18 protein-coding genes and 2 pseudogenes are annotated in these 24898 nt (G+C 57.9%); 18 read left to right on the forward strand and 2 right to left on the reverse strand.

Annotation, left to right across the window (positions count from 1 at the left end):
- Positions 1-330 precede the first annotated feature (330 nt).
- The 18 genes and pseudogenes from WH279_RS13985 to WH279_RS14070 all read left to right on the forward strand — a co-directional run bounded on the left by WH279_RS13985 (position 331) and on the right by WH279_RS14070 (position 22658).
- On the forward strand, positions 331-1791 hold the full coding sequence (locus WH279_RS13985; protein WP_339457358.1) for an NAD-dependent succinate-semialdehyde dehydrogenase: 1461 nt from the start codon (positions 331-333) through the stop codon (positions 1789-1791).
- 472 nt (positions 1792-2263) lie between these two features.
- Positions 2264-3733 carry an aldehyde dehydrogenase family protein gene (locus WH279_RS13990; RefSeq protein ID WP_339457360.1) on the forward strand — a complete coding sequence of 490 codons (1470 nt, stop codon included), beginning with the start codon at positions 2264-2266 and terminating at the stop codon, positions 3731-3733.
- Positions 3734-3776: 43 nt separating this feature from the next.
- Entirely contained in the window at positions 3777-4445 is a 669-nt protein-coding gene (locus WH279_RS13995; protein ID WP_339457362.1) for a haloacid dehalogenase type II, read from the forward strand.
- A gap of 18 nt (positions 4446-4463) precedes the next feature.
- A pseudogene (locus WH279_RS14000) lies at positions 4464-5741 on the forward strand (NAD(P)/FAD-dependent oxidoreductase).
- Between the two features lie 57 nt (positions 5742-5798).
- Positions 5799-7403 carry an ABC transporter substrate-binding protein gene (locus WH279_RS14005; RefSeq protein ID WP_159337291.1) on the forward strand — a complete coding sequence of 535 codons (1605 nt, stop codon included), beginning with the start codon at positions 5799-5801 and terminating at the stop codon, positions 7401-7403.
- 29 nt (positions 7404-7432) lie between these two features.
- Positions 7433-8386: an ABC transporter permease gene (locus WH279_RS14010; RefSeq protein ID WP_133843264.1), complete on the forward strand. Its 954-nt coding sequence runs from the start codon at positions 7433-7435 to the stop codon at positions 8384-8386.
- Positions 8386-9240: an ABC transporter permease gene (locus WH279_RS14015; RefSeq protein ID WP_339457365.1), complete on the forward strand. Its 855-nt coding sequence runs from the start codon at positions 8386-8388 to the stop codon at positions 9238-9240. The genes WH279_RS14010 and WH279_RS14015 overlap by 1 nt, the downstream gene beginning before the upstream one ends.
- Entirely contained in the window at positions 9237-10901 is a 1665-nt protein-coding gene (locus WH279_RS14020) for an ABC transporter ATP-binding protein (RefSeq protein ID WP_339457367.1), read from the forward strand. The genes WH279_RS14015 and WH279_RS14020 overlap by 4 nt, the downstream gene beginning before the upstream one ends.
- A gap of 128 nt (positions 10902-11029) precedes the next feature.
- Entirely contained in the window at positions 11030-12361 is a 1332-nt protein-coding gene (locus WH279_RS14025) for an NAD(P)/FAD-dependent oxidoreductase (protein WP_159337290.1), read from the forward strand.
- Positions 12362-12370: 9 nt separating this feature from the next.
- Complete coding sequence (locus tag WH279_RS14030) at positions 12371-13219, forward strand: GNAT family N-acetyltransferase (RefSeq protein ID WP_339457370.1); 849 nt, start codon at positions 12371-12373, stop codon at positions 13217-13219.
- The gene (locus WH279_RS14035) at positions 13219-14145 is read left to right on the forward strand and encodes a 2-hydroxyacid dehydrogenase (protein ID WP_339457372.1); all 927 of its coding nucleotides are present in this window, start codon (positions 13219-13221) and stop codon (positions 14143-14145) included. The genes WH279_RS14030 and WH279_RS14035 overlap by 1 nt, the downstream gene beginning before the upstream one ends.
- A gap of 1 nt (position 14146) precedes the next feature.
- Positions 14147-15280 carry a M20 aminoacylase family protein gene (locus tag WH279_RS14040; RefSeq protein WP_339457374.1) on the forward strand — a complete coding sequence of 378 codons (1134 nt, stop codon included), beginning with the start codon at positions 14147-14149 and terminating at the stop codon, positions 15278-15280.
- A 138-nt stretch (positions 15281-15418) separates the two neighbouring features.
- Positions 15419-16735 carry a 4-aminobutyrate--2-oxoglutarate transaminase gene (gene gabT, locus WH279_RS14045; protein WP_339457376.1) on the forward strand — a complete coding sequence of 439 codons (1317 nt, stop codon included), beginning with the start codon at positions 15419-15421 and terminating at the stop codon, positions 16733-16735.
- A 138-nt stretch (positions 16736-16873) separates the two neighbouring features.
- Complete coding sequence (locus WH279_RS14050) at positions 16874-17380, forward strand: Lrp/AsnC family transcriptional regulator (protein WP_105594848.1); 507 nt, start codon at positions 16874-16876, stop codon at positions 17378-17380.
- A gap of 430 nt (positions 17381-17810) precedes the next feature.
- Positions 17811-18281, forward strand: coding sequence for a GNAT family N-acetyltransferase (locus tag WH279_RS14055; protein ID WP_339457379.1), 471 nt, complete (start codon positions 17811-17813; stop codon positions 18279-18281).
- Positions 18278-20338, forward strand: a pseudogene (locus WH279_RS14060) (hydantoinase/oxoprolinase family protein). Before WH279_RS14055 ends, WH279_RS14060 begins: the two are co-directional and overlap by 4 nt.
- Positions 20328-22307 carry a hydantoinase B/oxoprolinase family protein gene (locus WH279_RS14065; RefSeq protein ID WP_339457381.1) on the forward strand — a complete coding sequence of 660 codons (1980 nt, stop codon included), beginning with the start codon at positions 20328-20330 and terminating at the stop codon, positions 22305-22307. Before WH279_RS14060 ends, WH279_RS14065 begins: the two are co-directional and overlap by 11 nt.
- A gap of 159 nt (positions 22308-22466) precedes the next feature.
- Positions 22467-22658 (forward strand): hypothetical protein, encoded by a 192-nt coding sequence (locus WH279_RS14070; RefSeq protein WP_227536134.1) that lies wholly within the window; start codon positions 22467-22469, stop codon positions 22656-22658.
- A gap of 334 nt (positions 22659-22992) precedes the next feature.
- Here WH279_RS14070 and WH279_RS14075 read toward each other — a convergent pair whose 3' ends face one another.
- Positions 22993-23652 (reverse strand): O-methyltransferase, encoded by a 660-nt coding sequence (locus WH279_RS14075; protein WP_200643991.1) that lies wholly within the window; start codon positions 23650-23652, stop codon positions 22993-22995.
- Positions 23653-23760: 108 nt separating this feature from the next.
- Positions 23761-24888: a ribosomal protein uL16 3-hydroxylase gene (locus WH279_RS14080; RefSeq protein ID WP_339457385.1), complete on the reverse strand. Its 1128-nt coding sequence runs from the start codon at positions 24886-24888 to the stop codon at positions 23761-23763.
- Between the last annotated feature and the right edge of the window lie 10 nt (positions 24889-24898).

Consider the following 24898-nt stretch of genomic DNA (forward strand, 5'->3'; position numbering starts at 1 on the left):
GCGTGCCGAGGCACGCAGGGATGCGGTCGTTGCCGATCCGGCGTGCTCAAACTGGCCCCGGACCTGAAGCCAGACTGCCAGCCATTAATATTGCAGGGGATCCCTCAGTGTTCGACCCTTACGCCTAATCTCAATGCCAGGGTGGTTTTAAACGATCGGAAAAAATGATCGACCGCGACGCTGGCGTACAAACCAGGCCTGATAACCTCAACGGCATAAAATTTCGTTTCCCGCAGCAAAACACGCGCCACCACGCATCGGCCCAAACGATAACGCAGCATTGCCTGCGCCTCCTCCGCTAAAGTGAAATGAACTTATTAAGGAGACGCTATGCTCGCACAACGTTTACAGGATGCCACTCTGCTGCGCCAGCAGGCTTATTTTAACGGACAGTGGCAGGACGCATTTAATGGTGAAACCCTGCCGGTGATCAATCCCTCCACTGGCGATGTGCTCTGTACCATTCCGTCACTGGGTGCTGAGGAAACCGAACAGGCGATTGCCTTTGCCGATGCGGCCCGCAAAAGCTGGGCGAAAACACCGAATGCGCAGCGCGCACTGCTGCTGGAAAAGTGGCATCAGCTGATCCTCGACAACGCCGACGACCTGGCGATTATCATGACCGCCGAGCAGGGCAAACCGCTGGCGGAAGCCAGAGGGGAAGTGCTGTACGGTGCAGGATTCGTTAAATGGTTTGCCGAAGAAGCCCGCCGCATCTACGGCGACACCATCCCGGCACCGAGCGATGACCGCCGTATCCTCGTGCTGAAACAACCTGTCGGCGTGGCGGCGGCGATTACGCCATGGAACTTCCCGATTGCCATGATCACCCGCAAAGTGGCCCCGGCGCTGGCCGCAGGCTGCCCGATCATTGTTAAACCCTCAGAGCTGACGCCGCTCTCGGCGCTTGCCCTGGTGGAACTGGCCCAGCGAGCAGGTATTCCCGCAGGCGTATTGCAGATTGTCACCGGGCTGCCGAAAGCCATCGGGGAAACCCTGACGGGCAGCCGCACGGTACGTAAGATCTCCTTCACCGGGTCAACCCGTATTGGTCAGCTGCTGATGCAGCAGAGCGCCGACAGCATTAAACGTCTGAGCCTGGAGCTGGGGGGCAATGCCCCGCTGATCGTCTTTGATGATGCGGATCTGGATATCGCCATCAGCGGCGTAATGATGAGTAAATTCCGCAATGCCGGGCAGACCTGTGTCTGCGCCAACCGCATCCTGGTGCAGCGCAATATCTATCCGCGTTTTGCCGAGCGTCTGCTGGCCGAGGTGGCGAAACTGAAAGTCGCCGACGGATTCACCGAAGGCAGCACCATCGGGCCGCTGATCAACCAGGCCGCAGTCACTAAGGTCAACAGCCATATTGAAGATGCCCTCAGCCACGGAGCAGAACTGCTGGCGGGGGGCATCAGCAACGGGAACGGCACGTTTGTGATGCCAACGGTACTGGGTGACGTCACCAGCGCGATGCGTATTGCTCATGAAGAGACCTTTGGCCCGGTCGCACCGCTGTTTATCTTCGATACTGAAGACGAAGCGATTGCGATGGCGAATGACACCCCCTTCGGTCTGGGGGCTTATTTCTTCACCGAAGATATTCGTCGTGCCTGGCGCGTAGGAGAGGCGCTGGAGTTTGGCATGGTTGGGTTTAATACCGGATCGGTTTCGCTGGAAGTAGCACCGTTTGGTGGGATTAAATTATCGGGTGTTGGCCGCGAAGGGTCACGCTACGGCATCGAAGAATATCTGGAATCTAAGGCCTTCCATTTCGGCAGCCTACAGTAACTTACCCGTCATACTTCAAGCCGCAGATGCGTTGGCTGCATTCATTCACCCCAGTCACTTAGTTATCTAAGCTCCTGGGGATTCATTCTCTTGCCGCCTGCCTGCAGCTCGAATTATTTAGGGTAAGAATTAAGGTTAATCTTTAAAAAACGGCCCGCTACCCATAAAGGTGCGGGCCTTTTTTTATCTGTAATACCTGCACTTAACGGAAAACTAACACATTCACCGCTCTTATTTGGTGCAAGTTTAGTACCGAATTCACCGCACTGGTGCATCTTTTTTGTGATGAAAATCATCTATTTAATCACTCGGTTTATCTGGAAAAAAACACCCTTCATTACGGCAGAAAATTTTTTTGCACCCGCTTTTACGCATTATTATTTTTTTGCGTGAGTGGCATACTTTCTGCATTGCTTAATACAAATGAAATAACTAAGACCAAAAAGTTCTGGTCTCCATTAAGGGTCTATTCATGCTCAGTTTCGATCCCGACAAAATAGCGTTACCGGCAGGACACTTCATTAATGGTCAGCATCTGACCGGTAAAGGTGAGGCATTAACCGTAAACCGTCCTTCTGATGGTTTACGTGCCGCAGAACTGTTTGAGGCCGATGCCGCGCTGGTCGATGACGCCGTGAGCAACGCTGATCGTGCGGTGCGCGACTGTGGCTGGGCATCCTGCCCGCCACGCCAGCGCGGCGCGGTACTGAAGCGCTGGGCCGATCTGATTGCTGCTGACCCGTTGCTGGCACAGTTAGAGTCTCTCGGCTCCACCCGCCCGATTCATGACGTGGTGAACCACGAAATTCCCTTTACTGCTGAAGCGATCCGCTTTTATGCCGAGTGCGCCGACAAATACAGCGGCGATGTGCTGCCGACCCGTGATGCCAGCCTGGGCATGCTGGTGCCGGAACCTTACGGCGTGATCGGTGCGATTACCCCCTGGAATTTCCCGCTGTCGATGGCCTCCTGGAAATGTGGCCCGGCGCTGGCAGCAGGAAATGCCGTGGTGCTGAAGCCTTCCGAGCTGACCCCGTTTTCAACCGTACGTATGGCCGAACTGGCCATCCAGGCGGGTCTGCCTGCGGGCGTGCTGAACATCATCCAGGGCGGCGGGGCGGTGACGGGCAGCTCGCTGGTGGCCCACCCGCTGGTGCGTAAAGTCTCCTTCACCGGGTCAACCGCTACCGGGGCACGCATTATGAGCGATGCCGCGTTTAACGGAATGAAACCTGTCACGCTGGAACTGGGTGGCAAAAGCCCGCAGCTGGTGTTTGACGACTGTGGGGATATTGATGAAGTTGCCGGACGTATCCTGCGCGGCTTCACCGCCAACGGTGGGCAGGCCTGCGTGGCGGGCACCCGTCTGATTGTCCAGCGCGGCATCCACGATGCGCTGATTAGCAAACTGATTGAGCTGTGCCAGGGCTTCCGCGCTGGTGTGACCTGGAACGACACCAGCCGCTATGCGCCGATGATTGACCGCCGTCAGGCGGAAAAAGTGGCCTCTGTGGTGAGCAGCGCTCGTCAGCAGGGGGCTGAAGTGCTGGTCGGCGGCGAGCGCTTTGCGGATACCGGTGAAGGCTACTTCTGGCAGCCCACGCTACTGGCCGTGAGCGGCAACGATAACCCGGCGGTACAGGAAGAGATCTTTGGCCCGGTACTGACGGTGCAGATCTTCGACGACGAAGCCGAAGGCCTGGCACTTGCCTCCCATCCGACCTACGGCCTGTGCGCCGGGGTGCACACCAAAAATATCGACCGCGCCCTGCGTGCGATGCGCGGTATTGCTGCCGGGACAGTATGGATCAACCGTTATGGCCGCTCCGGCGACTTCATTATTCCTACCGGGGGGTTCCATGGCTCCGGCATCGGCAAGGATCTGGGCCGTCAGGCTTTTGAGGCCTGCCAGCGCTATAAAAGCGTGCTGATCGATTTCTGAAACCTGTTTTCATCCCTAAACCGAACTCTGTAGAGGTAGCGTAATGGCTGTGTTCAAACCGAAATACATCACCTTCGATTGCTACGGCACGCTGATCAACTTCGATATGGCCGGTGCCGCCGCCGCCATCTTCGCCGATCGCGTCAGCCCGGCTCAGATGGTGGCGTTTACCACCGACTTCTCGAACTACCGCATGGATGAAGTGTTGGGTGCGTTCAAGCTCTATCCGCTGGTGGTGGCCAATGCGCTGTACCGCACCTGTAACAAATGGGGCGTGGAGTGTACGGATCAGGACTGCGCCGACGTGATGACTGCCTGTGCCACCTGGGGCCCGCATCCTGATGTGCCTGCCGGGCTGGCCATTGTGGCGAAAGAGTTCCCGCTGGTGCTGCTGACTAACTCCACCGATGCGCTGATCAAGAACCATATTCCGCGCCTGGGCGCGCCGATCCATATGACCATCACCGCCGAAGAAGTCGGTGCCTATAAACCGCAGATGAAAGGCTTTGAGGTCATGCTCAACAAGCTGAACTGTGGCCCGGAAGAGATCCTGCACGTTTCCAGCAGCCTGCGTTATGACCTGATGACCGCCTACGACCTAGGCATCAAAAACAAAGTGTTTGTTAATCGCGGTCACGGCCCGGGCAACACGGCCTATGAGTACAGCGAAATCACAGATATTGGTGGTCTTCCGGGCGTCGTCGGGCTGTAAGCCTCAGAGGAGCAGGGCATGAAACTGGAATCATTCTGGCAGGCAACGGCACCCGCTTTCACCGGTGCGGCAACGGGCGACCTGCCAGCCACTGCCGATGTGGTGGTGATTGGCGGCGGCTTTACCGGCATCTCAGCAGCACTCAACCTCGCCCGCAGTGGCGTGAAAGTGGTGGTACTGGAAGCCGGCGAAGTAATGAGCCAGGCCTCCGGCCGTAACGGCGGCCACTGTAATACCGGCGTCGCGCAGAACTTCTCAGCCCTGGTGGAGAGCCAGGGCGTGGAGCAGGCCACCCGCTATTACCGCGCTTTTGCGGATGCGGTGGACTATGTACAGAGCGTGGTGGCGAATGAGCAGATCGATTGTGATTTCCGCCGCTGCGGCAAGCTGAAGCTGGCAAGCAAAGCGTCGCACCTGCCGTCACTGGTCGCGGCGTGCTAAATGATGAAACGCCACGTTGACCCGGATGTGGAAATCCTGAGTGCCGATGAGGTGAAGCGCGAAATCGATTCGCCGCAGTTCCATGGTGCGCTGTTACAGCGCCACGGCGGCCAGATGCATATGGGCAAGTTTGGCGTCGGCCTGGCCGAAGCTGCCGCCCGCGCCGGAGCCGCGATTTACCCGCACAGTGCGGTCACCGGCCTGACACGTCTGAGCGGCTACTGCCACCGCGTGAGCACCGCTAAGGGCGATATTATCGCGGACAAAGTGCTGATGGCGACCGGTTGTTCGAACATTGGCCCGTTTGACTGGTTCCAGCGGCGCATTATCCCGGTGGGCAGCTTTGTGGTGGTCACCGAGCCTCTGGAGGAAAGCCTGCTTAAGCGTTTACTGCCGGGTGACCGTACCTACGTCACCTCACTTAACCTGGGCAATTACATGCGTACCACCGCCGACCGTCGTCTGGTGTTTGGTGGACGCGCCCGCTTTGCCATCAGCAGCCCGACATCGGATGCAAAAAGTGGCGACGTGCTGAAAGCCGGAATGCAGAAGATGTTCCCGGCGCTGGGCAATGTGGCGATTGATTACTGCTGGGGGGGGCTGGTGGATATGACCGCCGACCGTCTGCCGCATGCGGGCGAACAGGACGGGGTGTTTTACTCGCTGGGCTACAGCGGGCACGGCACTCAGATGTCAGTGTGGATGGGCCGCGTGATGGCCGATCTGATAGCAGAGAAAAGCAACGAAAACCCGTGGCAGCGCAACAGCTGGCCAGCGGTACCCGGTTACTTCGGGAAGCCCTGGTTCCTGCCGGTAGCAGGACTGTATTACAAAGTTAAAGACAAAATGTCCTAAATAAGAACATATCCGTTCAGGGTAAACGTTATTAACAACGATTTTGAGGGTGTGCAAATGAGTAAATTTCGCAAAGAATTTAGCCGTGTTAACCCGAATTTGACCCAGGCGATTACGGATGTTGCCATTTCCCGACGCGGCATGATGAAGCTGCTGTCAGCAGGCGCGGTGATGAGCACCGGTCTGATTGGTTTCCCGGAATTCAGCTTTGCCGCTGAAGCCCCGGTGAAGGGCGGCAAACTGCGTGCGGCTGTGGCCAACGCCTCCGCCAGCGATACGCTTGACCCGGCGAAAGGCAGCAACAGCGGCGACTACTGCCGTCAGTTTATGTTTTATAGCGGTCTGACCGAACTGGACAAAGAGCTGAAAGCGCAGCCTGCGCTGGCGGAATCCATTACCAGCAGTGATGGCCTGAACTGGAACGTCAAGCTGCGTACGGGCGTCACCTTCCATGACGGTAAAACGCTGACGGCCACCGACGTGGTTTACTCCCTCAGCCGCCATAAAGATCCGGCGGTGGCATCAACGGTGATCACCCTCGCCAGCCAGATGAAAGAGATTAAGGCCGTCAGCCCGTCTGAAGTGCAGATCACGCTTGAGCAGCCAAACTTCGACCTGCCGTCGATTCTGGCGACCAGCTCCTTCCTGATTGTGCAGGACGGCACCAAAGACTTCAGCAAAGGAATGGGGACCGGGCCGTTTGTTCTCACCTCGTTCCAGCCGGGTGTACGTACCGTCGGCACAAAAAACAAAAACTACTACAAACCGGGCCTGCCACACCTCGACGAAGTGGAGCTGATGGGAGTGACCGATCCGGCAGCACGTGTCAATGCACTGATGTCGGGCGACCTGCATATCGTCTCTACGCTGGGCGCAAATGATGTGAAACGCCTGCGTCAGAACGGCAAGTTCAACATTCTGGAAAGTAAGTCCGGTATGTACAGTGACCTGATTATCCGTACTGACCGTACCCCGGGCAGCAATCCTGACTTCGTGCTGGCCATGAAGTATCTGCAACCGCGTGAAATGATTGTGAAAACCGTGCTGCAGGGCTTTGGCGATGTGGGTAACGACACCCCGGTTCCGCCGTGGCATCCGATGTTCAACAAGGATCTGCCGCAGCGTCCGCTTGATCTCGACAAAGCCAAATTCCACCTCAAAAAGGCCAATATGGTCGGTGCGAAAATCGAGATCATCACTACCCCGAATATCGAAGGGGCAGTGGAAGGTGGCCAGCTGTTACAGCAGATCGCGCGTTCAGCCGGACTGAATGTGGCCGTACGCCGTGTGCCGTATGACGGTTACTGGTCAGCCCACTGGATGAAAGATCCCATCGGTTACGGCTCGGTCAACCCGCGCCCCACGCTGGATATGCTGTTCTCCCAGTTCTACTTCTCTTCCGCCCCGTGGAACGAGTCTGGCTGGAAAAATGCACAGTTCGACCAGCTGGTCACCGCCGCCCGTGGCGAAAGCGACCAGGGCAAACGCAAACAGATGTATGGCGATATGCAGAAACTGGTGTACGACAACTGCGGCACGCTGATCCCGGCCTTCATCAGTTCGATGGACGGTTGTAGCAACAAAGTGAAAGGGGTTGAAGCGATGCCGTCAGGCATGATGATGGGCTATCGGTTCCACGAGTATGCCTGGCTGACGTCGTAAATCTTTCATCTTTCACCAGGAGAATGGCGATGAACAGGTACATTTTCACACTGATATTCCGGCGCATAGGGTCGGGTTTACTTACGCTTCTCATTGTTTCGGCGCTGGTGTTCTTTATAACCAGTATGCTGCCGGGCGATGCGGCGCAGATGATCCTTGGCCAGTCCGCGACGCCTGAAACGGTCGCGGCACTGCGCCAGCAGCTTGGACTGGATCAACCGCTGATCATGCGTTACTTCAGTTGGCTGGCCGGCATGTTTCAGGGCGACTTTGGCACCTCCTTCGCCAGTAATCTTCCGGTGACGCAACTGGTGGCGCAACGTATTCCGGCCACCTTCCAGCTCGCCGTCACCACGACCCTGGTGTCGGTGCCGCTGGCGCTGTTTATCGGTATCACTGCCGCCATGAAGCGCGGGTCGTTCCTTGACCGCGCACTGGTGGTCAGCACCATGGCCGTGGTGGCCGTACCCGAGTTTCTGGTGGCTACCGTGGCGGTGATTATCTTTGCCGTCAAACTGCACTGGGTGCCGGCGATGTCGCTGGGTTCCACCCATCAGGATTTCCTCGGTTTCCTGCGTACCTTCGCTCTGCCTGTGATGACACTGTGCTGCGTGGTGGTGGCGCAGATGGCAAGGATGACGCGTGCCGCTATCGTCAACCAGATGGACAGCCCGTATCTGGAAATGACGTTGCTGAAAGGTGTTTCGCCGCTGCGCGCCATGCTACGCCATGCGCTGCCGAATGCGGTGGGGCCGATTGCCAATGCCATCTCACTCAGCCTCTCTTACCTGTTTGGCGGGGTGATTATTATCGAAAGTATCTTCAGCTATCCGGGGCTGGCCAGCCAGATGGTAGATGCGGTCAGCAACCGCGATCTGCCGGTGGTGCAGCTCTGCGTGATGTTCTTCGCCGTCTGCTATCTGGTGCTGTTACTGGCCGCTGACATTCTGACTATCGCGTTCAATCCTAAGTGGAGGGGCTGATGAATACATTGACGCTGCCGTGGCGCTTCTTTCAATCTCTCACTATCAGCGGCCGAATCGGCCTGCTGATCACCCTGTTCTGGATTTTTATGGCGGTGTTTGGCACCGCGCTGGCGCCGCACAATCTGGAAGATATCGGCGGCGGTCCGCTGTTCGGTGACTTCAGCCGTGAGTTCTGGTTCGGCACCGATTATCTGGGCCGTGACATCTTCAGCCGTATTCTGTTTGGTGCCCGCTATTCGATTGGCCTGGCGCTGACCGCCGCACTGCTGGCCAGCCTGGTGGGTACGTTGCTGGCGCTGCTGGCGGCCGTGGCCGGGCGCTGGCTGGAGGAGGTGCTGGGGCGCATCAACGATGCCATGCTGGTGCTGCCGGGGAAAATCCTTGCGCTGATGATTGTCGCCGTATTTGGCTCATCGCTGCCGATGTTGATTATTACCGCGGTGTTTACCTACTGGCCGGGGGCGTATCGCATCGCGTATGCGATGGCATCGAACCTGCGTTCGATGGACTATGTTCAGGCATCCCGCCTGCGCGGTGAAAGCCGTCTGTATGTGGCTATCCATGACATTCTGCCGAATATGCTGCACCCGATGCTGACTGATTTCGGTCTGCGTTTTGTCTACATCGTTCTGCTGCTCAGCGGCCTGAGTTTCCTCGGCCTGGGCGTGCAGCCGCCGTATGCCGACTGGGGTACGCTGGTGCGCGAAAACCTGCAAGGGCTGTTTGATGGTTCGCCTGCGGTCCTGATGCCGGCGGTGGCGATCGCCAGTCTGACCATCGGTGCCAACCTGTTTATCGACAGTCTGCAATCGATGCGTTCATTAACTGTTGTTGCTAAGGGGACCGCATGAATATTACGCCACATGCCTCAACGCCGATGGTGTCTGTCGACAATCTGCGTGTGACCGCCCAGGCCGATGATGGCCACGAGATTTCCCTGGTAGCGGATATCCACTTCACCGTGCAGAAAGGCGAAGTGCTGGCCCTGATTGGTGAATCAGGTTCGGGTAAAACCACGATTGCGCTGGCGCTGATGGGCTATGCCCGACACGGCTGTAAGATCGCCGGAGGCACCGTGCACGTGGCGGGCACCGACGTGACGTCGCTCACGCCTGGCCAGCTGTGCCAGTTTCGTGGCAACAAAGTCGCCTACATCGCGCAGAGTGCTGCTGCCTCGTTTAACCCGGCGATGAAAATTATGGACCAGGTGGTGGAGCCGGTGGTGATCCACGGGGTGATGAGCCGCGCCGATGCCGAAACCAAAGCCATCGAACTGTTCCGTGAGCTGGCACTGCCGAACCCGGAAACCATCGGTGACCGCTATCCGCACCAGGTCTCCGGCGGCCAGTTACAGCGCCTGATGACGGCGATGGCGCTGATCAGCGACCCGGAAGTGGTGATCCTCGATGAACCGACCACGGCGCTGGATGTGACAACGCAGGTGGAAGTGCTGAAAGCCTTCCGCCGCGTGGTGCGCCAGCGTGGTACCACCGCTATCTACGTCAGCCACGATCTGGCGGTGGTAGCGCAGATGGCCGACAAAATTCTGGTGCTGTTGAAAGGGGCCATTGCCGAATACGGCACCACTGAGCAGTTGCTGCGCGCACCTCAGGCGGAATACAGCCATTTGCTGCTGGAAGCCGCGAAGCAGAAGCCGCGTCCCAGCCCGTGGGAAGCGCAGGATGAGAGCGTGCAACCGCTGTTGCAGGTGCGCGATCTCTCTGCCGGTTATGGCCCACTGGACAGCAACGGCCAGCCGAAGATTAAGATCCTCGAAGACATTAATTTCAAACTGTACCGCGGCCAGGCAATCGGCATTATCGGTGAGTCCGGGTCGGGGAAAACCACCCTGGCACACGCCATCGCCGGGATGAACAAACCCAGCGGCGGCCATATTCTGTTTAACGGCCACTACATCGCCGGAGATATGCATAAACGCCCGGAGAACGAGCTGCGCCGCATTCAGTATGTGTTCCAGATGGCGGACACCGCGCTTAACCCGGCGCACAGCATTGAAACGATCCTCAAGCGCCCGCTGAAGCTGTTCCACGGGCTGCGCGGTGCGGCGCTGGAAAGACGGATGCTGCAGCTGCTCGACCTGGTGCGCCTGCCGCGCAGTGTGCTGTGGCGTAAGCCCTGGTCGCTCTCGGGCGGGCAGAAGCAGCGTGTGAACCTGGCGCGTGCGCTGGCGGCAGAACCGGATCTGATCCTCTGTGATGAGGTGACCTCGGCGCTGGATACCGTGGTGGCCGCTGCGGTGCTGGATTTGATCACCGAGTTACGGCGTGAGCTGGGTCTGTCGGTGCTGTTTATCAGCCATGACCTGCATGCGGTGCGTTCGGTATGCGACGAGATTATTGTGGTAAAAAATGGCCGTATGGTCACCCAGGTGGCGCGTGTCGACTACGACAAACCCTCGACCGAGCTGTACTATGAGCGCCTGAAACGCGCGGTGCCGGAGCTGCGTCAGGGCTGGCTTGATGAGCACGAAGAGAGTGATATCGCCTTGTAATGTTATACCGGGTCAGGCATGCCTGACCCCTACGTTCACCGGGGATGCCCGGCGACAATATCAATGCCCGTAGGGGTGAGGCACGCCTCACCCACAGATGAAGACACTATTTTCAGGTAAGGAATAACATGCCCGCACCGATTCGATACGTACAGGACAGCCCCCATTTTCCGCCCGCAGCGGATGTGGTGGTGATCGGCGCCGGCATTGCCGGAGCGGCCGCCGCCTATGAGCTGGCGAAAAAAGGCGTCAGCGTGGTGCTGATTGAAAAGGGTCTGGTCGGCGGCGAACAGTCGAGCCGTAACTGGGGCTGGTGCCGCCAGCAAAACCGCGACGAGCGCGAACTGCCCTTAATCCAGTATGCGCTGCAACGCTGGGAAGAACTGGGTGTGGAAACCGGTGAAGAGCTGGGCTTTCGTCGCAGCGGGCTGGTGTACGCCACCAAAAATCAGGAGGACATTAATGCCTGGGAAGCCTGGAACACCATGGCGAAAGGGTATGGCTTCCACAGCGAAATTCTGACCGCTGAACGCGCCAGGGCGATGACGCCGGGCAGTTCCAGCGCCTGGCTGGGCGGTGTTTCTTCACCGACGGACGGCCACGCTGAACCCTCACTTGCCGCACCCGGCCTGGCGATTGCGGCTCAGCGCCTGGGCGCAATGGTCTTTCAGCAGTGCGCGGTGCGCGGGCTGGATATCTCTGCCGGACGCGTCAGCGGTGTGCTGACTGAACGCGGCTTAATTAAAACCAGCAGCGTGATCTGCGCCGGTGGGGCCTGGACATCGATGTTCTGCCGCCGCCACGGCATCGATCTGCCGCTGGGTAATGTGATTGGTACGGCATTCCGCACTGCACCTATCGAACAGAAAATTGCTTTGCCGCTGTATACCCCGGGCTTCGCCTGTCGTCCGCAGCTGGATGGCAGCTATACCGTTTCCGTCTCAGGCCGCGGGCGTCTTGAACCCGGTTTTCAGGGGCTGCGCTATGCACGCCAGTTCTACCCGACCTTTAAAGCGCGGCGCAAAAACCTGACCATTAATCTTGGCCTTGGTCCGTTCCTCAACGGCCCGGAATCGCTGGCACGCTGGCAGATGGATGGCATCTCGCCGTTCGAAAAAGTGCGCATTCTTGACCCGGCACCGGATATGGCGATGGTGCAGGAAGGGCTGAGTGCGATGCGCAAAGAGTTCCCGTCTATGGAAAACGTGCGTCTGGAGCAGGCCTGGGGCGGGATGATCGACAGCACCGCCGATGCGGTACCGGTGATCTCGCCGGTCGGTAAACTGCCGGGGCTGATTCTCTCGGCGGGTTACAGCGCCCACGGTTTCGGCATTGGCCCCGGTGCCGGTCGGCTGGCGGCCGACCTCGCCACCAAAGATACCCCGATTGTTGACCCGACGCCGTTCCGCTATGAGCGTCTGATCGACGGTTCCGGCCTTGATGCGCCGGGCATGATGTAAGGAGCTGAAATGACTATTGAATTCGTTGCGATGAATGAAAATCATCTGGATGCGGCATTTGCCCTGACGCAGCAGATGAAGTGGCCGCACCGCCGCGCTGACTGGCAGCAGGCTTTTCTGCTGGGGGAAGGCCTGGTGGCGCAGGAGAATGGCGAGGTGATTGGCACCGCGCTGCGCTGGCGCTGGGGGCGTGACTACGCCACCCTCGGGCTGGTGATTGTCGATGGCGCACAGCAGGGGCGCGGCATTGGTAAACAGCTGATGCAGCAGACGCTGGCGGCGCTTGAGGGCAGCCATGTGCGTCTGCACGCCACGGAGGCGGGGCAGCCGCTGTATGAAAAACTGGGCTTTGTCGCCACCGGACATGTCGAGCAGCACCAGTGCCGCGAACTGCCTGCCATCAAGGCGATTGCCTGTGGCCCGCAGCAGCGCTTGCGGGCTGCCGGGGTACAGGATGCGGCGCTGCTGACGGCGCTCGATCGTCAGGCGCTGGGGCAGCATCGTCCCCTGTTGATCGCCAACCTGATCGACAGCGCGGAACGTTTCCTGGTGCTGGAAGAGAATGGCACCGCGGCGGGTTTTGCCTGCCTGCGTCGTTTTGGTCATGGTTATGCTATCGGCCCGGTGATCGCACGCACACTGTCGAATGCGAAGTTACTGGTCAGCCAGCTGTTAAGCGGTGTCAGTGGGGAGTTTGTGCGTATTGATACCGACCGTTCAGCGGGCCTGGGCCCGTGGCTGAATGACGTGGGGATGGTGGAAGTGGATGCACCGACCACCATGTACAAAGGCGTGCCGTGGCAGCCAGAAGCAGGCGGGATGCAGGCGTATGGGCTGATGAGCCAGGCGCTGGCCTGATGAATATTGTCTATAAGTCAGAACCCGAACGCGGGAATAAATGGGCCGCCCTGGTAGCAAAACTGGCCCCCGCCGCGAGCTTCCGCCTGTGGCCGGATATCGGTAATCCGGAAGACGTTGAATACCTGGTCGCCTGGGTGCCGCCCGACAATATTATGCAGCAGTTTCCGAATCTGAAAGTGCTGTTTTCCGTCGGGGCAGGGGCCGATCAGTTCGACTATGCCAGCCTGCCGCCTGAACTGCCGGTGGTGCGGATGATTGAACCGGGCCTCACCAGCGGAATGGTGGAATACGTGACTTTTGCCGTGCTGGGCCTGCATCGTGATATGCCGCGCTATCTGCAACAGCAGCGCGATGGCCTCTGGCAGGTGCACAGTGTGCATACCGCAGCCAGCCGGCGTATTGGCGTGATGGGCCTGGGCACGCTGGGCGAGGCGGTACTGAAACCGCTGGTGGCGATGGGCTTTGACTGTGGTGGCTGGAGCCGGACGCCGCGCGATCTGCCGGGCGTACGCTGCTGGGCCGGTAACGACCAGTTGACTGAATTCCTGGCGCGCACGGACATTCTGATCTGCCTGCTGCCGCTGACGGCCAGCACGGAAGGGATGCTGAATGCCGATCTGTTCAGCCAGCTCCCTGCGGGTGCCGCGCTGGTGCAGGTGGGGCGTGGGGCGCAGCTTAATCACGAGGATTTAGTCAGTGCGCTCGACAGCCAGCAGCTGAGTGCCGCCGTGGTGGATGTCACCGCGCCGGAGCCGCTGCCCGCCGGGCATGCCTTCTGGCAGCATCCGGCGATCTGGCTGACGCCCCATATTGCCAGCCAGACGCAGCCAGAAAGTGCAGTTAAGGCACTGCTGGAGAATATTCGCCGCTATGAACGCGGAGAATCCATGATCGGCGTAGTCGATCGCGATAAAGGATATTGATATGGATAGGGCGCATTTAGTCGCACTGCGGCGAGATCTGCATCAGCATCCCGAACTGGGTTATCACGAACACCGCACCAGCGGCCTGGTGGCTGACTTTCTCACTGCGTTGGGATTGGAAGTCCATCGCGGCATCGGGAAAACCGGCGTGGTGGGGGTGCTGAAACGCGGCACCAGCACGCGGGCAATCGGTCTGCGTGCCGACATGGATGCGCTGCCGATGGAGGATAACGGAAGCCAGCCGTGGAAAAGCCGGCAGCCCGGCAGATGCCATGCCTGCGGCCATGACGGACATACCGTGATGCTGCTGGGGGCCGCCGAACAGCTGGCCGCCGACCCGGATTTTGACGGGACGGTGAATTTTATCTTCCAGCCTGCGGAAGAGGGGCTGGCCGGAGCGCAGGCGATGATCGACGACGGCCTGTTTACCCGCTTCCCCTGTGATGCGGTTTACGCCATTCACAACTGGCCACAGCTGCCGCTGGGCACCGTGCAGACGCGGCCGGGGCCGATTATGGCGGCGGGCGATGCGTTCAGCATCACGGTCGAAGGTGGTGGCGGCCATGCCGCGCAGCCACAGCTGACGCCGGATACCCTGCTGGCGACCAGTGAGCTGGTGGTGGCACTGCATACCATTGTCAGCCGCGATCTCGACCCCTGCGATCCGGCGGTGTTGACGGTGACGCGCATTAACGGCGGCTTTTCACACAATATGATCCCGGCACAGGCAACCCTGACTGGCACCGTACGCACCTTCGACAGCGCGGTGCAGGACCGCATTGAACAGCGCATGCGCGAACTGGCGCAGCATGTGACGGCAGCGCACGGGCTGACGGCCAGCGTAACCTATGATCGTTACTACCCGGCTACCCTCAATAGCGAATATGAAGCAGGTGTTGCACTGAATGCCGCACGCCGTGCCGGGCTTGAGCACGGCACCGCACCGAAACCGGCGATGACCTCTGAAGATTTCTCCTTCATGTTGCAGGCAAAACCGGGCGCCTATGTCTGGCTGGGCTCTGCGGAAAGCCGCCCGCTGCATCACTCTGAATACGACTTTAACGATGCGCTGATCCCGTACGGCATCCGCTGGTTTTGTGCGGTGGTGCAGGAAACGCTGGCGGTAAAAATTTAATCCAACGTTTAGGACGAATTACGAAAGTTAATGCTGCCGCCGTCCGTTGAACGGCAGCTTTCCCTGACAGCTTATTGCGATACTTGACCCATGCCCGCTAAGGGCAACTATTCATCTTCACGTCAATGAGGCAAATAAATGCACAATTTACTGGCTGAACAGCAGACATTCTCTGATAACGCCCTGTTTCTGGACGCTCGTGCAGAAAATGTTCCCCGTGGCGTAGTGACCGCACACCCGATCGTTATTGCCAAAGGCAAAGGTTCTGAAGTGTGGGATGTGGAAGGGAATCGTTATTTAGATTTCGTCGGCGGGATTGGCGTATTAAACGTTGGCCACAGTCATCCGGCGGTGATCAATGCCGTGACCGAGCAGCTGCAGCTGGTGACCCACGCCTGTTTCCAGGTGGCGGCCTACCCGGGCTATATCGAGCTGGCAAAACGCCTGAATAAGCTGGTGGGCGCGGGCGAAGAATTTAAAAGTGTCTTTTTCACCAGCGGCGCGGAAGCCGTAGAAAATGCGGTGAAGATTGCGCGCGCACATACTAACCGTCCCGGTATTATTGCTTTCGATGGTGCGTTCCACGGACGTACCTTATTAGGCGTGACCTTAACCGGCATGAGCCAGCCTTATAAGCAGAACTTCGGCCCGTTCCCGGGGGATATTTACCGTGTGCCCTTCCCGAATGCGTTCCACGATGTTTCCGAAGAGGATTGCTTAAAAGCGCTGAATACCCTGTTTGCCGTGCAAATCCTGCCTGAGCGTGTGGCGGCGATCATTATCGAGCCGGTGCAGGGCGATGGTGGCTTCCTGACGGCGTCTCCGGCGTTTATGCAGGCCCTGCGCGACATCACTGAACGCCACGGCATTCTGCTGATCTGCGATGAAGTGCAGACCGGCTTTGGTCGCACCGGCAAGATGTTTGGCTTCCAGCACACCGGCATTGTGCCGGATCTGGTCACCGTGGCGAAAAGTCTCGGCGGCGGTCTGCCAATTTCTGGCGTGGTGGGGAAAGCGGCCATTATGGATGCACCAACCCCGGGCGGGCTGGGCGGTACCTATGGCGGTAACGCGCTGGGCTGCGCGGCTGCGCTGGCTGTGCTTGATCTGTTTGAGCAGGGTAACCTGCTGGAGCGTTCTAACCAGCTCGGTGAGCAGTTAAATGCGCGTCTGCAACAGCTGGCCGATAAATACGCCTGTATTGGTGAAGTGCGCGGCATTGGTTTTATGCAGGCGGTGGAGATTATCGACTTCGAAACCAAGCAGCCGGATGCGGCATTAACGCAGAAAATCCTCGATTGCGCCTGCCAGGAAGGATTGTTACTGATTAAATGTGGTCTGTACCGCAATACCGTACGTTTCCTGGCACCGCTGGTCACCAGTGATTCGCAGCTGGAAGAGGCGCTGCATATTTTTGATATCGCACTGGCGCGTGCAACGGGGCGTTTAGGCTGATCATAAAGATGCTTCCTCATTGATATTATTGCAGTTATTGATGATAACGCTCGAAGGGTATAGCGCGGTAAAACACTGGCGTAAGTTGTTGAAAGCGTGTTATACCATTTGAGTGATGTAAAACAATGAAGGGGTTCTATGAACGGCTTAATGAAACTGGACCGTATCGATATTAATATTCTGGTGCAGCTACAGAAAGATGGCCGTATCAGCAATGTGAACCTTGCCGATGCCGTTGGGCTTTCGCCCAGCCCCTGCCTGCAACGCGTAAAGCGCCTTGAAACCGCGGGTTTTATTACCGGTTACGAGGCGCACATCAATCTGACGAAAATCACCGACTCGGTCACTGTTTTCACTGAAGTGACGCTTTCCGGCCATCGCCGCGAAGATTTTATGAAGTTTGAGAACGCCATCCGCGAAGTGGATGAACTGATGGAGTGTCACCTGATTACCGGTGGTTATGACTATCTGTTGCGCTTTATTACCCGCAGTATTGAGCACTATCAGGAAGTGATTGAAGGGCTGCTGGATGCCAAAGTGGGCATCGACAAATACTTCAGTTATATCGTGATTAAATCGCCGATTATGAAAAGCAGTGTGCCTCTGCGCTCGCTGATTACGCGTCATACCCAGGTTGAGTTTTAACCGCGGGGCGGGCATGCCCGCCCCCTACAGCGACTGACTCCCGCAGGGGCATCGCATGCCCATCCGCCATAAGCGACTGACTCCCGCAGGGGCATCGCATGCCCATCCGCCTTTAGCGACTGACTCCTGCAGGGGCATCGCATGCCCATCCGCCATAAGCGACTGACTCCCGCAGGGGCATCGCATGCCTATCCGCCTTTAGCGACTCACTCCTGCAGGGGCATCGCATGCCCATCCGCCTTTAGCGACTCACTCCCGTAGGGGCGTGGCATGCCGCGCCCGGGGGAAGTTGACCTCACCCGGCACAATATTTTCCCACCTCCCACCAATTCCCCACAAAACGCCGTCTTACCCGCTATGAACCAAAAAACTCCTGCCGCTAAAGGCCTTACACTCTTTTTATCCGCTAAAAAAAGAGTCAGGAATCCTTATGCTGAAGCCGCTTGTGCCCGCCATTGCCGAATGGCAGCGTGATGACTATCTGTTAAGCAGTGACCCGCAAAAACTCGATATTGACTGGGTTCATCGTCAGATCGCCGAAAAGAGTTACTGGGCGCAGGGGCAGACGCGGGAGATGACCGAGCGCTCTCTCGCGGCTTCCCTGGCATTCGGTATTTATCATCAGCAGCAGCAGGTGGGGTTTGGGAGGCTGATCACCGACTACAGCCGCTTTGCCTACCTCAGCGATGTGATGATTGATGATGCGCACCGCGGTAAAGGCCTCGGCGGTTGGTTTGCCGCGACCATCCTGACCCACCCGGAATTACACACGATAAAACGCTGGATGCTGGCCACCGATGATGCCCACGAGGTCTATCGCCGTGCAGGATGGCAGCCGGTAGAAAAGCCACAGCGATTGATGGAATTTGTTCCCACCCCACCAGAGGAAAACACCCCATGAGTTACCGCGTTGGCGTCGATATTGGCGGATCGTTTACGGATTTTGCGCTGCTGGACGAGCGTGATAATAGCATCCGTACCTTGAAAGTGCTGCCCCGCCCTGACAGTCCGGGCAGCTAAACCACGACCGGGCTGGCGGCGTTTACGCAGCGCGACGGCATTGATCCGACAGAGATTACCTATTTTACTCACGGCACCACCGTCGGCGTGAACGCGGTGATCCAGCGTAAAGGGGTCAGGCTGGCGCTGTTCGCCACGGAAGGGTTCTGCGATGTTCTGGAACTGGCCCGGCTTAAAATTCCCCATATTCACGATCTGTTCTCGCGCCGGCCGACACCGTTAATCTCCCGTGACCGGGTCTTTGCCATTACCGAACGTACTGACCGTGATGGCAAAGTGCTACAGCCTGTTGACCGCCAGAGCGTGGTCAATGCGGTTGACGCTGCCCGTGCGGCAGGCTGTGAGGGTATCGTGGTTTCGCTGCTACACAGCTATCGCAACGGCAGCAATGAAGCATTGGTGCGTGAGATGGTCGCCGAGCTGGCTCCCGATCTGCTGACGTCCTGTTCGGCAGAGATCTGGCCGATTATCCGCGAATATGAACGCACCATTACTGCCGTGATTAATGCCTATGTGCAGCCGAAAGTGATCCATTATCTTGACTCTTTCGAACGGGCGCTGAAGGAGATGGGGGTGCCGGTGCCGCCGCGTATTACCAAATCCAACGGTGGGGTGATGGGGCTGGCGCAGGCCAAAGCCGAATGCGTACAGATGGTGCTGTCCGGCACCGCCTCCGGGGTGATGGGGGCCAGCTATATTGCGGAAAGCTGCGGCTTCGACCGACTGTTGAGCCTGGATATCGGCGGTACCAGCGCCGATGTGGCGGTGATTATCAATGGCCGCCCGGAATACGGCAGCGGTGAAATTATCGGGGACTTCCCCATCTATATTCCCTCTGTTTCTGTTACCTCGGTCGGCCAGGGCGGGGGATCCATCGCCTGGATTGACAGCCTCGGCGTGTTGCAGGTTGGCCCGGACAGTGCCGGTTCCCTGCCTGGCCCGGTGTGCTTCCGTCGTGGCGGCACTGAAGCCACGGCCACGGATGCCTTTGCTGCCTGTGGCCTGATTGGTCACGGCGATCTGGGTTATCACGCGGTGCAGGTGGATGTGGCCGGGGCACGTGCAGCGGTCGGTAAACTGGCTGATCCGCTGGGGATCAGCATTGAAGAGACGGCAGAAAATATTATCGCGCTGGCGATCTCCAGTATGTACAGCGATACCAGCGGACTGATCTCACGCTTTGGCCTTGACCCGCGCGAATTCTATTTCCTCGCCTTCGGCGGTGCCGGGCCGATGATGGGCTGCTTCCTGGCGCGTGAGCTGAAACTAAAAGGGGTGGTGGTACCGCCGACGCCGGGCGTATTGTCTGCGCTCGGTGGGCTGGTAGCCGACATCAAAAACGACTTTATCCGCACGCTGTACTGCGATCTGACGGCGGCGGTCAGCGACCGCCTGCAACAGCATGCGCAGCAGTTGCGCACCGAAGCCGAAGGCTGGCTGGCGCGAGAATATGGTGCAGATTTGCCGTACGAACTCAGCTTCTCGGCCGATATGCGTTATCGCGGCCAGTCTTTTGAGATCGATGTGGTGCTGCAACCGTCATGGTTGCTGGAGGGCGATCTGGCGGCAATCCGCAGTGCCTTCGATGCGCATCACACCCGGTTGTTTGGTCATCATGATGCAGAGGCCGCCGTGCAGCTGATCAACCTGCGGCTGGTGCTGTCATCGCCCACCCCAAAACCGCGCCTGACAACGCTGGCGGCGGCTGAGGGGCCGGTGCCGGTTGTGCGCCAGGTTGAAGCCTGGATTGACGGACGCTGGTGGCAGGTGGATGTGGTGTCACGCGGTGCGCTGTTCGCCGGGCACCAGCTCAACGGCCCGGTGATCATTGCACAGGATGACTGCACCACCTGTGTTCCTCCGCAAATGCAGGTCGATGTTGACCACTATGGCAACCTGATTATTACCCCGCAAACCGGAGCACATCATGGCAATTGATGGTCGTAACCTGCAAATTCTCGCCAACTACTGCGCGGCGGCAGCCGATGCGATGGCGTTTACCCTGATGCGTACTGCGCACTCGACGTTTGTTAAAGAGACGGAAGATTTCTCCTGTCAGATTGTCAGCCGTGACGGCCTGGCATTTGCGTCGCCGCGCAGCTTTGGCGCCCCCTGGTACAGCGGCATTGATTACGGTCCGGTACTCGAGCTGATTGATAGCTACCAGGAAGGGGATATCTGCATCACCAATGATTCCTACGCGGGCAATGTCGCCACGCATTCGCCGGATATTCATATCTGGAAGCCGGTATTTCATGAAGGAGAAATTACCTGTTTTGTGGTGGGGCATATTCACAACACTGACGTGGGCGGTGCGGTACCGGCTTCCCTGTCACGTTCGCTGACGGAGATCGTGCAGGAAGGCATCCGCATCCCGCCGCTGAAAATCATCAGCGGTGGCGTGCTGAACCATGAAGTGGCACGCATTATGCGGCTTAACGTGCGTGCGCCGGATCAGAACTGGGGCGACTTTAATGCCCAGATCGCGTCAGTTAATATTGGCGAACGTAAGGTACAGGAGATCATTGCCCGCTTTGGTATTGATGATTTCCTCACCGGGATTGAAGGGATTCTTGATTATGCCGAACAACAGGCACGCGGCATTATCAGCACCATTCCGGACGGTGACTACTTCTATGCCGATTACGCGGATGAAGATGGCGAAGGCGGTTATCCGTGCCGCATTGCCGTGACACTGCGTGTAAAAGGTGACAGCCTGGTGCTGGATTATACCGGCAGCGATCCGCAATTGATGTCCTCGCTGAATATGCCAACCGGCGGGCGCGAACGTCATCCGCTGGCACTGGTTGGCGTGACCTACGTCCTCTCGACGCTGGATCGTTCACTCCTGCTGAATGCCGGTACGCTGCGGCCAACGCGGGCAATCCTGCCGCCGGGCACCATCATGAACTGTGAAGCCCCGGCCGCTGTCGGCATGCGCTCTCTGACCTGCGCCATGTCGCAGATTGCCACCGTTGGTGCTTTCTCGCTGGCGATGCCGGAACGCCTGCCGGCGAACTCACCGGGCGGTAACTCGATTATCAATATTCGTACCGTGGATGGGCTAAATCGCAGCGTGGTGGCCTCGCTCGGCCCGGTCGGCGGCGGTGCGGGCGGTACACCGAAACATGATGGCCCGGACGGTTCCGGCGGCCTGTCAGCCTTCCTGAAAAACACCCCGATTGAGATCAATGAAGCCGAGGTCCCGGTGCGTTTTCTGCGTTATGGTCTGGCGGCGGACAGCGCAGGGGCCGGAGAGTATCGCGGTGGGCTGGCGACGGAAATGGCCTTTGAGGTATTTGCACCGAATACCACCATTACGGCGCGTAACCGCAACCGCTCCGTCTTCTCTTCCGCGGGGGCGGCCGGTGGGCGGGCCGGAAGTACCTCCTGGTTCCGTACCGAACATGCGGATGGCCGGGTGACGGAACACGGAAATACCGATGTGATCCACTGTGGTCCTGGCGATGTGGTGGCCATCAAAGGCCCGGGCGCGGGCGGCTACGGACTGGCGAAACACCGCCGGGTGCAGGCGGTATTACAGGATGTACAGTGCGGTTTCCTGACGGAGCAGGCGGCGCGTGAGCAGTATGGTGTGGCGTTGCAGCGCGGGGAGATCGACGAAGTCGGTACGGCCCGTCTGCGTGCCGCCATGCCGGAGGGGAACGGCGAACACTTTGATGTGGGTGAAGCCCGCCGCACCTTTGAAGCGGTCTGGACCCCGCAGCGTTATCAGCTGCTGACCGCATTTCTGGCGCAGCAACCGGTGGTGTGGCGTCACTTCCTTAAGCACCAGGTTTTTGCCGCAGTGCAAGCAGGCGAGGGTAATGCGCTGGCGTTGGATGAACAGATGTCGCAGTTGTTTGCGGAGCTTAAGCTGCGGTTCCCGGCGTTGGGCGCGGTGTAATGATTTCTCCCACACAAATTCTGCGAGACGTCCCGAATAACGGGATTTGTGTGGGGATTGTTTTGTATTTTGCGATTTTTTTAATTTCTTTTCTGCGATAATATTTTCGTGTCATACAGGAGATGTTTTTTATTACGGAAATAAGTAAGAGAGGTCAATATGGATTTTAGCCTTAAGACGTTAATGCATGCGGGGATCGGCGGGTCGGGGTTAGGTTTTGGGTCGACAGGGTTTGTTCCTTTATTATTTCCGTCAATGCCTTTCACTGATTTCATGATGTACTTCGGGGCGATCGCGGGAGCGGTTGTTTTTATCGCGCTGTATCTGTTTTTTGTCTGGCAGGATCAGTAATGCAGGCATCCTGGTACTTCCCACATGATAATCAACAGCTGATGCATTTCTACTTTGTCATTTGCTCAGTTTATTTGTTGATTCATTTGGTTTTGGACTGGTGGTAAAAAAAAACGCCGCCATTTTCATTGAACAGTATTAAATATAAGCTGCATCAGGTTTTCTCCGGTATAACATTAGCATCAAGCGCTTTTTTTGTGGTGATTATTATAGACCTGTCGAATCCGCTTCGTTATTCCGATGCGTTAATTGTACCACTGACTTATGCTGCTTTATCCGGGATGATGATTTCGCTGGCCAATATCGTCCCGGAACCTTCTGGTCCGGGATAATATTACTTCACCAGCGCCAGCGAGAACCCATCCCAGCCTTTGGCACCCACGGTCTGAATGGCGGTGGCATCCAGGCGTGGATCGTGGCCCATCTGCGAAAGAAAATCACGTACTCCCTGGATGTTCCAGTCGCTGGTATCCCCATCGGCAACCCGTCCGTTACGCACGACGTTATCACCAATAATCAGGGTGCCTGAACGTGAGTACTGTATTGCCCACTCCAGATAGGCCGGATTATTGCGTTTGTCGGCATCAATAAAGATCATATCAAAAGGCGCTGCGTCAGCCAGTGTGGGCAGGGTATCCAGTGCGGCACCCACGCGGATCGTGACCTTGCTCTCCAGCCCGGCACGTCGAATATTCTGCGCGGCAATCTCTGCGTGATGCGCTTCATACTCCAGGGTAATCACTTTTCCGTCATCCGGCAGCGCCCGCGCCAGCCACAGTGTGCTGTAGCCGCCCAGCGTTCCGATTTCCAGAATGCGTTTTGCGCCGACCATTTTCGCCAACAGATTAAGCAGTTTTCCCTGATTCGGGGCCACATCAATGGCAGGTAACCCGGCGGCCTGGTTGTTTTCCAGCGCGGCCAGCAGTGCCGCATCCTGTGGCACCAGTTGTTCCACCAGATATTGGTCGACCTGTGTCCAGCGTGGCTGATTCATGGGGTTTCCTTTCATATAATTGACGGGGTAATTGTCGCTGAGGGCAGCGTGGAAGGTATCGGGCCTGAAGGGGACGGGGCGACTTTTTCTGGCCGCCCCGTGCAGGGATTACTCTGCGTCAGCAAAATACCAGTAGCCGCTGTTGACCAGCGCGGCCAGCTGGGCGAGGAAGGACGGGTCGTCCAGCGCATCGCCGAACTGATCCTGCCCCAGCGTTAAATCGTTCGCCAGTGCGGTCAGGGCTGCACGGTGCGGCGATTCCACCTGCTCACCGTTAATAAATACGGCCTGACCAATCGAGACCACGCGCAGGCCGCCAAGGCGTGACAGCCTGTCACCCTGTTGCAGCGCATCGTAGATCTCATCCGGTTGATAAGGCGGTTCCGGCGGGGCGACATCCAGTTCGTGGCGCGACTGCGAAACAAACTCACCGAACCACTGGTTAAAGTGCTCAGGCTGGTTGATGACGTCCATCATCATGGCGCGAATACCATCGAGTTCGTCAGGCAGGATCTCTGCATTATGTTCGCGTGGCTGCACATCCGGATCGCTGAAGCGACGGCTGCCCAGCTCACGTGCCAGCACGTAATCAGCAAAACCGCTGATCAGTTCACGTCCGCTTGGCGCACGGAAACCGACTGAATAGTTAATCGCGTTTTCCAGTGAGTAGCCTTCGTGCGGGAATCCTGGCGGGATGTAGAGAATATCGCCCGGCTCCATCTCTTCATCGATAATGGCATCAAAGGGTTCCACCTGGAGCAGGTCCGGGTGCGGACAGTGCTGTTTCAGCTCCGTTTTTTCACCCACACGCCAGCGACGACGGCCGGTTCCCTGAATGATAAACACATCATACTGATCGAAGTGTGGGCCAACGCCACCGCCCGGTACTGAGAAGGAGATCATCAGATCGTCAACGCGCCAGTCGGGGATCATCCGGAAGGGATGCATCAGGGCGGCAGAAGGTTCATGCCAGTGGTCTACAGCCTGTACCAGCAGCGACCAGTTATTTTCGCCAAGATGATCAAAGCTCTCAAACGGGCCATGGCTGACTTCCCATTTACCCTCCTGGTGACTCACCAGACGGCTGTCGACTTCATTCTCCATCGCCAGACCCGCCAGTTCGTCGGGTGAAATAGGGTCTACGAAGTTTTTGAAACCGCGCTTGAGGACTACCGGGCGTTTCTGCCAGTAGCGCTGAATAAAATCGGGCCAGTTGAGATCGAGCTGATAATCCATGATGGTTTCC

Origin of the sequence: Erwinia sp. MYb375, from assembly GCF_037479175.1 — a bacterium.
In the GTDB taxonomy this organism is placed as follows: domain Bacteria; phylum Pseudomonadota; class Gammaproteobacteria; order Enterobacterales; family Enterobacteriaceae; genus Erwinia; species Erwinia rhapontici.